This is a genomic window from Geobacillus sp. Manikaran-105, from assembly GCF_002809955.1.
Taxonomy (GTDB): Bacteria; Bacillota; Bacilli; order Bacillales; family Anoxybacillaceae; genus Geobacillus; species Geobacillus thermophilus.
Genome location: NZ_PIJG01000045.1, coordinates 21,280 through 28,617, shown reverse-complemented (window position 1 = coordinate 28,617; position 7,338 = coordinate 21,280). Strand labels below are relative to the sequence as shown.

The following is a 7,338-nucleotide window of genomic DNA, read 5'->3' as shown; positions in this document are numbered from 1 at the left end:
CGTTGCGACATCCTCTTTCGTTGCCATCGTCCGCTCGATGGTCCCGATGCGCTCATCCAGCGTTGCGACATCCTCTTTCGTTGCCATCGTCCGCTCGATRGTCCCGATGCGCTCATCCAGCGYTGCGACATCCTCTTTCGTTGCCATCGTCCGCTCGATAGTCCCGATGCGCTCATCCAGCGCTGCGACGTCTTCTCTCGTCGCTGCCACGGTCTGCTCAAGCCGCCCGATGCGATCATTCATCCGGACAACGTCTTCTCTCGTCGCTGCCACGGTCTCTTCGAGTTGCCCGACGCGTCCATTTAACCGCGCAACATCCTCTTTCGTCGCGCTCACCGTTTGTTCAAGCCGATCGATGCGATCATTCACCCGCACAACATCCTGTTTGGTCGCCATCTGATTCCGTATTTGCCGCAGCTCATCGAAAAGGCGCTCCACCCATTCATCCATTGTTTCACCCCCTTTCCTATTCGCTTTCCATTATACCATCATCCCTCCACCAGTTTCTATCATTTTCTCTGCCAATCGACACGCCAATAAAAAAGCCACCCCCATTTCCCGAGCAGCGGCCAGAAAACGAAGATGGCTATAAAAGCGATCAACACCATTATGAAATTTTTTGTTCCTGCAACGGCAGTGCAGCCGATTTTCTCGCCTTGCCGAAATGGAAGACGGCGTTTAAGATGATGGCGGTCATGCTGCCGGCGACGATGCCGCTGTCCGTCAAAATGCGCAGGCCCGCCGGAAGCTCAGCAAACAAGTTCGGCACCGCCGTCACCCCAAGCCCTATGCCGACCGAGCAAGCAATGATCAGCAAGTTTTCTTGCATAGCCAAATCGACTTGGCTTAACATTTTCACGCCGTAGGCGATGACCGTGCCAAACATAGCGAGCATGGCCCCGCCTAAAACCGGCGCTGGGATGATTGTCGCCACGGCGGCGATTTTCGGCACAAATCCAAGCAGGACAAGAAACGCCGCGGCAGCGTAAATGACATTGCGCGTTTTCACGCCCGATAGCTGAACAAGTCCGACGTTTTGCGAATACGTCGTATACGGAAATGCGTTCAACAGCCCGCCGATGATGATGGCCAATCCTTCAGCGCGGTAGCCGCCCGCCAAATCGTCATCGGTCAGCCGGCGGCGGCAAATGTCCGACAAAGCAAAGTAAACGCCGGTCGATTCGACAAGGCTGACGATCGCGACGAGCACCATGGTGAAAACAGCAGACCCATGAAACGTCGGGGCGCCAAAGTAAAACAACGTCGGCCAGTGAAGCCATGACGCTTCCGCAACCGGCGTCCAGTCCACTTTTCCCATCATGGCCGCGGCAAACGTTCCGGCTGCCATGCCAAGCAAAACAGAGATCGAGCGGATGAATCCTGTAAAACAACGATACAGCAAGATAATCAGCGCCAGGACGCCAAATGACAGCGCCAAGTTGGCCGGATCGCCGAAGTCTTTTGCCCCTTGCCCGCCGGCCATGTTGTTCACCGCCGCCGGGATGAGCGTCAAGCCAATAATGGTCACGACCGAGCCGGTGACAACTGGCGGAAACAACATCCGCAACTTGCCGAAATACGGACTGATGAGCACCACAACCGCTCCGGCGCAGAGGATCGCCCCATACACTGCCGGCATCCCGTACTGTCCGCCAATAGCGATCATCGGCCCGACCGCCGTAAATGTGCAGCCAAGCATAACCGGCAAGCCGATGCCAAACCACTTGTTTTTCCACGCTTGCAAAAACGTCGCAATGCCGCACGTCAATAAGTCAATGGCCACTAAATACGTCAGCTGTTCGCTCGTCAAATGCAACGCCCCGCCGACGATAAGCGGAACGACGATCGCCCCGGCGTACATCGCCAATACGTGTTGGATGCCGAGTGATCCAACTTGCCACCATTTCATCTTCATTGACTCATCACCTCGTCAGCAAATTGAATGACACCACCATCAAGCGACGCGATGCAGGCGAGCGATACGACGCGGAAGCCGCGCGCACGAAGCAATCGCCCGCCGTCTTGAAACGCCTTTTCAATGACGATGCCGATGCCGGCGACAACCGCGCCGGCTTGTTGGACAATCTCCGTCATTCCAAGCGCTGCCTGGCCGTTGGCTAAAAAGTCATCGATAATGAGCACCCGGTCACCGCTGTTAAGCAACGAACGGGAAACAACGATCTCGTTCGTCTCCTGCTTCGTAAACGAATATACTTCCGCGCGGTATACATCGTCGGCCATCGTCACTGGCCGCCGCTTGCGGGCAACGACAAGAGGAACGCCAAGTTCATAGGCAGCCATAAGTGCCGGGCTGATGCCCGATGACTCAAGCGTCAGCACTTTCGTCGGCCGCTCACAGTGAAACTTGGCGGCGAACTCCTCCCCAATCCGCTTCATCAAATGCGGGTCGACTTGATGGTTTAAGAAGCGGTCGACTTTCAGCACCCTGCCGGCCAGCACCTCTCCTTCAGCGGCAATTTTTTCGAGCAATTCGCGCATGCCAATCCCCTCCAAAATAAAAAAGCTTAAAAAACACCGGCCTCACTCATTCCATGAGTCAGGCAATGTCTTTTAAGCCAAAAGCAAACAGAAGGCGCAAAGCGGCCATGGCCGACTCCCTTCCGACATTGCCACTCATAGTCAGCCGATTTACGGTCGGCTGGTAGAGACTCGCAAGCCGTATTCTTGCGATTATATGAGTGAGTCAGCGTGATTCAGTTACTAGCAGTATACCATGGAAGGCAGCGGATGAGAAGCGGTTTTTGCTAAAAAGACGAACGTTAAAGTATAAAAAATATGGATTATTCGTTTTTATTCCTTTGCTGATACGAATCCGCCGGTTTGATTTTTCACCCAGTTAAGAACAAAACCGTTTCTATATAGACGCAATTTGAAGCTTTACCATTTGCATCCTTTCCGAAGATTTGACCCGACTGTCGGGCGACCGAACAACGCCGCTTCCAGGCCCATCGATGGGTCTGTGAAGCAAAGGGTTGTTCGGTCCTCCGTCAGTCGAAAATGGACAAACCGCTTTTCCGTCAAGGATCTGTTCAACTTACCCGAACTTCAAAATGTGCAAGGTTTCAGAGTTCGACATAGCGGCATTTTCATCCCTTCGATGGTGACGAAATCTTTTTGTCATGGGAGTCTATATAGTTGCACCCGACCGAAGAGCAATCATTCGTTGCAACTCCTTTTTCCCCCATCTTTTTCATACATTTTTCACAATCGTCACCATTTGTTCAAACTTCTTGTGTTGTTTTTGTGAGAAAAGTCACTGTTGCGGCCGTTTTGTACGGTTATGATAGTGTCAAAGCAGGGAAACTCGCGCTTGGCGCACCTGCCTGTCAACGTTATGGGGGATGAATCCAAAACGCACGAGGAGGGATGAAAGGATGGCCAAACCAGAGCGGACAAAACCGACGGCAATGGCCCGGCAAACAAAAAAGGAAAAAGAGCCGGCGCTCGGCGGCACGCTGGCGTCTGTGTTTTTGCTCGGCTTTTTCATCATTTTCGCCTGGGTCAGCGTCTACTTGTTATTTTTACACCGCCTGTAAGCGGCAAGGGAGGGACTGGATATGCACATTCATAAATACGAAAAAATTTGGCTGACGTTCGGCATCGGCTGTCTCGTTGTCTTTTTAACCGTCGTCGGCGTGAGCGCTTTCGCTGCCGGACAGCAGCCGCCAAGCTGCCTGACGACGATCGATCCAGAGAAAGTGGACACGACCCCGCCATTCAATCAGCCTGGGCTTGTCAAAAAAGGAAATAACGAGTACGAACTAAACATTGTTGTCGCGGCGTTTTCCTTTACGCCAAATACCATCGAAATTCCAAAAGGAGCGAAAGTGACGATTAACGTCACCTCGAAGGATGTGATCCATGGATTTCAAATTCCAGGAACAAACATCAACATGATGGTCGAACCTGGCTACGTCAACAGTTTGACGACGACGTTTGATGAGCCCGGCGAATATACGATTCTCTGCAATGAATATTGCGGCGCCGGCCACCATATGATGACGGCGCGCATTAAGGTGGTGGAGTAACATGGTACAATCGTTGGAAAAAGTCGATCGCCGCGACGCCAAACTGGCGCTGGCGCATTTAGCTGTCGCTTTTGTTGCTCTCGCATTAGGCGGCTTCGCCGGCCTGTTGCAAACACTCGTCCGTTCCGGCAAGTTTGAGCTGCCGGCTGGGATCAGCTATTACACGATTTTGACGACGCACGGCGTCTTGCTTGGGCTTGTGCTGACGACGTTTTTCATTATCGGCTTTCAGTTCGCCGCGGTCAGCCGCACGACCGGATCGCTCTCGGACGGTTCGTGCCGGCTCGGCTGGATCGGTTTTTGGATGATGACGGCAGGGACGGCCTGCACAGCCTTTTTCATCCTAACCGGCCAAGCATCTGTCTTATATACGTTTTACGCGCCGCTTCAGGCGCACGCTGGCTTTTACATCGGCTTGGCGCTCGTCGTCGTCGGCAGCTGGGTGAGCGGTTTTGGAATGTTTGCCCATTATGCACGCTGGCGGAAGGCGCACCGCGGCCAGGCGAGCCCGCTGTTGGCGTTTATGTCTGTCACGAATATGGTATTATGGCTCATCTGCACGCTTGGCGTAGCCGCCACCGTCGTCTTTCAGCTTATTCCGTGGTCGCTTGGGCTCACGGATCGGGTGAACGTGCTCTTGAGCCGGACGCTGTTTTGGTATTTCGGGCATCCGCTCGTCTACTTCTGGCTATTGCCGGCGTATATGGTTTGGTACGCTGTCATTCCGAAAGTGATCGGCGGCAAAATCTTCTCCGATTCGCTCGCGCGGCTGGCGTTTATCTTGTTTTTACTGTTTTCGATTCCAGTCGGCTTTCACCATCAATTGCTAGAGCCAGGGATTTCGCCGTTTTGGAAGTACGTGCAAGTCGTCTTGACGTTTATGGTCATCATTCCGTCGCTCATGACCGCGTTTGCCATGTTTGCGACGTTTGAATCGTACGGCCGCTCGCAGGGGGCAACCGGCCTGTTCGGCTGGTGGCGGAAATTGCCGTGGGGCGACGCCCGCTTTTTCGCGCCGTTTGTCGGGATGCTGTTTTTCATTCCGGCCGGCACCGGCGGGATTATTAACGCCTCGCATCAACTCAACCAAGTCGTTCATAACACGATTTGGGTGACCGGCCACTTCCATTTGACCGTTGCCACGACGGTTGTGTTAACGTTTTTTGGCGCATCGTATTGGCTCATCCCGCATTTGACCGGCCGGGTGATGACGAAAGCGATGAACCGCCTCGCCATCATTCAAACGATCGTTTGGGCCGTTGGGATGACGTTTATGTCCGGCTCGATGCATTTTGCCGGCTTGCTTGGAGCGCCAAGACGTTCAGCGTTCTCGACGTACGGCAATTCGCCGCAGGCGCTCGAATGGATTCCGTATCAAATCGCACAAGCTGTCGGTGGAACGATCTTATTCATCGGCATCATTCTCATTCTCGTCATCGTCATCAACTTGGCATTTTTCGCCCCGAAAGGCGAAACCGAATTTCCGGTCGCCGAAGCGGCCGCCCCGCAGGAACGGGCCGCACTGGCGCTTGAAAACTGGAAACTTTGGATCGGCCTTGTCGTTGCGCTTATTTTGATCGCGTATACGGTGCCGCTGATCGACATTATCCAAAACGCCCCGCCGGGGTCGAAAGGATACAAACTATGGTAAAGCCATCCCCCCTCTTCGCTGCTAAAGAGGGGGGATTCGTTTATAAGCAGTAAATCGCCTTATATTTTTCTTCCAAATATTGAATGAGGTAATCGGCTTTCAGCGGTTCGCCCGTCGCATCGCGCACAAGGTCGAGCGGCTTTTTCGTTTTTCCGAATCGATGAATGCGCTCGGTCAGCCATTCACGAATCGGCGCGATGTTCCCTTCTTCAAGCAACGCCGCCATGTCGAGTTCTTTTTCGAGCGCCTGTTTGAATTGCGCCGCGTACATATAGCCGAGCGCATACGACGGAAAATAGCCGAAGCTGCCGCCCGACCAATGGACGTCCTGCAACACGCCGACCGCATCGTTGTACGGGCGGATGCCAAGATATTGCTCATATTTCTCATTCCATACGTCCGGCAAGTCCGCCGCTTCGATATCGCCAGCAAACAGCTGCTTTTCGATTTCGTAGCGGATGATAATGTGAAGCGGATACGTCAGTTCATCGGCTTCAATCCGGATCAGCGACGGCTTCGCCTCATTGATCGCCCGGTAAAACGCATCCAGCGAAACGCCGGCAAACTGCGATGGCGCGTATTGCGAAAGACGTGAATAATGCCGCTTCCAAAATGAATAGTGGCGGCCGACCATATTTTCGAAAAACAGTGACTGCGACTCGTGAATGCCCATCGATGCCCCACCGCAAAGCGGCGTGCCGACAAGCGTTTCGGAAATATGTTGTTCATACAGGGCATGGCCGCACTCATGAATCGTCCCGAAGATGGCGGTGCGAAAATCGCGTTCGTCGTAGCGCGTCGTAATGCGCACATCGTTTGGGTTCAACCCGATCGCAAACGGATGAACCGTCTCATCAAGCCGCCCTTTGCCAAAGTCATAGCCGAGTTCCGGAAGCAGCTCCAAAAGAAACGCCCGTTGCCGTTCTTTCGGAAACGCAGCAAACAAAAACGACGTATCCGGCTTATTTGGGGCGGCGGCAACGGCTTGTACAAGCGGAACGATGCGTTCACGCAGCCGGCCGAACAGCTGATCGAGCAGCTCGACCGTCATGCCCGGCTCATATTGATCAAGCAGCGTGTTGTACGGATGCCCTTCATATCCCCAGTACTCGATAAAACGGCGCTGAAACTCGATGATTCGCTCCAAGTACGGGCGAAAACGGGAAAAATCAGCGGTTGCTTTCGCCTCTTCCCAGACGCTTTCCGCTTTGGAGCGAAGCACTACATACTCCTTGTATTCGGTAACGGGAATTTTTTTATTGCGCTCATATTCTTTTTTGCACTCATCGAGCGTGCGCTGCGTCACTTCACCAAGCTGTTCATACACCCCTTTGGCTGACAGTTTGGCGATAAACGCCGCCATCTCTTCGGATATCGACATTTGGAACGCTTCCGCCGACAGCATGCCGATCACTTCCGAGCGCTGTCCGACTCCTTTCTTCGGAGCCCCGGTCCGCAAATCCCAATACATGAGGCCGATCGCCTCATGGTATCCCATCATTTTTTTGACGTATTCCAAAAATTGTTCTTCCATTCGCTTCATCGAGCCCCATCCTCCCACTGTTTTTGCTGGCCGTATCATCATTTCCATAACAAGGGGACATTTTCCTGCTGACGCATCGGGAAATATCCGCTTCG

General features: G+C 53.4%; 6 protein-coding genes, 1 pseudogene and 1 riboswitch. Of the genes and pseudogenes, 3 read left to right on the top strand and 4 right to left on the bottom strand.

Going from position 1 to position 7,338, the window contains the following annotated elements; all coding sequences use genetic code 11:
- From CV945_RS12915 to CV945_RS12905, 3 genes and pseudogenes are all read right to left on the bottom strand, one after another.
- Positions 1-450: pseudogene (locus CV945_RS12915) on the bottom strand (hypothetical protein); the annotation flags it as partial.
- A 157-nt stretch (positions 451-607) separates the two neighbouring features.
- Positions 608-1,915, bottom strand: coding sequence for a nucleobase:cation symporter-2 family protein (locus tag CV945_RS12910; protein WP_100659925.1), 1,308 nt, complete (start codon positions 1,913-1,915; stop codon positions 608-610).
- Positions 1,912-2,499, bottom strand: coding sequence for a xanthine phosphoribosyltransferase (locus CV945_RS12905; protein WP_100659924.1), 588 nt, complete (start codon positions 2,497-2,499; stop codon positions 1,912-1,914). The genes CV945_RS12910 and CV945_RS12905 overlap by 4 nt, the downstream gene beginning before the upstream one ends.
- Positions 2,500-2,617: 118 nt before the next feature.
- A riboswitch (purine riboswitch) is annotated at positions 2,618-2,719 on the bottom strand.
- A gap of 709 nt (positions 2,720-3,428) precedes the next feature.
- On the opposite strand from CV945_RS12905, the gene CV945_RS12900 reads away from it, so the two are divergent.
- From CV945_RS12900 to CV945_RS12890, 3 genes are read left to right on the top strand one after another with little or no spacing between them, the layout of a single operon-like run.
- Positions 3,429-3,557, top strand: a complete 129-nt coding sequence (locus tag CV945_RS12900; RefSeq protein ID WP_369806437.1) for a cytochrome c oxidase subunit 2A — start codon at positions 3,429-3,431, stop codon at positions 3,555-3,557.
- A gap of 21 nt (positions 3,558-3,578) precedes the next feature.
- Positions 3,579-4,049: a cytochrome c oxidase subunit II gene (locus CV945_RS12895; protein WP_033009231.1), complete on the top strand. Its 471-nt coding sequence runs from the start codon at positions 3,579-3,581 to the stop codon at positions 4,047-4,049.
- Between the two features lies 1 nt (position 4,050).
- Positions 4,051-5,700, top strand: a complete 1,650-nt coding sequence (locus CV945_RS12890) for a b(o/a)3-type cytochrome-c oxidase subunit 1 (RefSeq protein ID WP_100659922.1) — start codon at positions 4,051-4,053, stop codon at positions 5,698-5,700.
- Positions 5,701-5,740: 40 nt separating this feature from the next.
- Here the strand turns inward: CV945_RS12890 and CV945_RS12885 are convergent, their stop codons facing one another.
- Positions 5,741-7,243, bottom strand: a complete 1,503-nt coding sequence (locus CV945_RS12885; RefSeq protein ID WP_100659921.1) for a carboxypeptidase M32 — start codon at positions 7,241-7,243, stop codon at positions 5,741-5,743.
- Between the last annotated feature and the right edge of the window lie 95 nt (positions 7,244-7,338).

What these genes read in the sequence shown, in the direction of transcription:
- CV945_RS12895 (WP_033009231.1), top strand. Translation starts at nt 3,579, where the DNA reads ATGCACATTCATAAATACGAAAAAATTTGGCTGACGTTCGGCATCGGC.
- CV945_RS12900 (WP_369806437.1), top strand. Translation starts at nt 3,429, where the DNA reads ATGGCCCGGCAAACAAAAAAGGAAAAAGAGCCGGCGCTCGGCGGCACG.
- CV945_RS12910 (WP_100659925.1), bottom strand. Translation starts at nt 1,915, where the DNA reads ATGAAGATGAAATGGTGGCAAGTTGGATCACTCGGCATCCAACACGTA.
- CV945_RS12885 (WP_100659921.1), bottom strand. Translation starts at nt 7,243, where the DNA reads ATGAAGCGAATGGAAGAACAATTTTTGGAATACGTCAAAAAAATGATG.
- CV945_RS12890 (WP_100659922.1), top strand. Translation starts at nt 4,051, where the DNA reads ATGGTACAATCGTTGGAAAAAGTCGATCGCCGCGACGCCAAACTGGCG.
- CV945_RS12905 (WP_100659924.1), bottom strand. Translation starts at nt 2,499, where the DNA reads ATGCGCGAATTGCTCGAAAAAATTGCCGCTGAAGGAGAGGTGCTGGCC.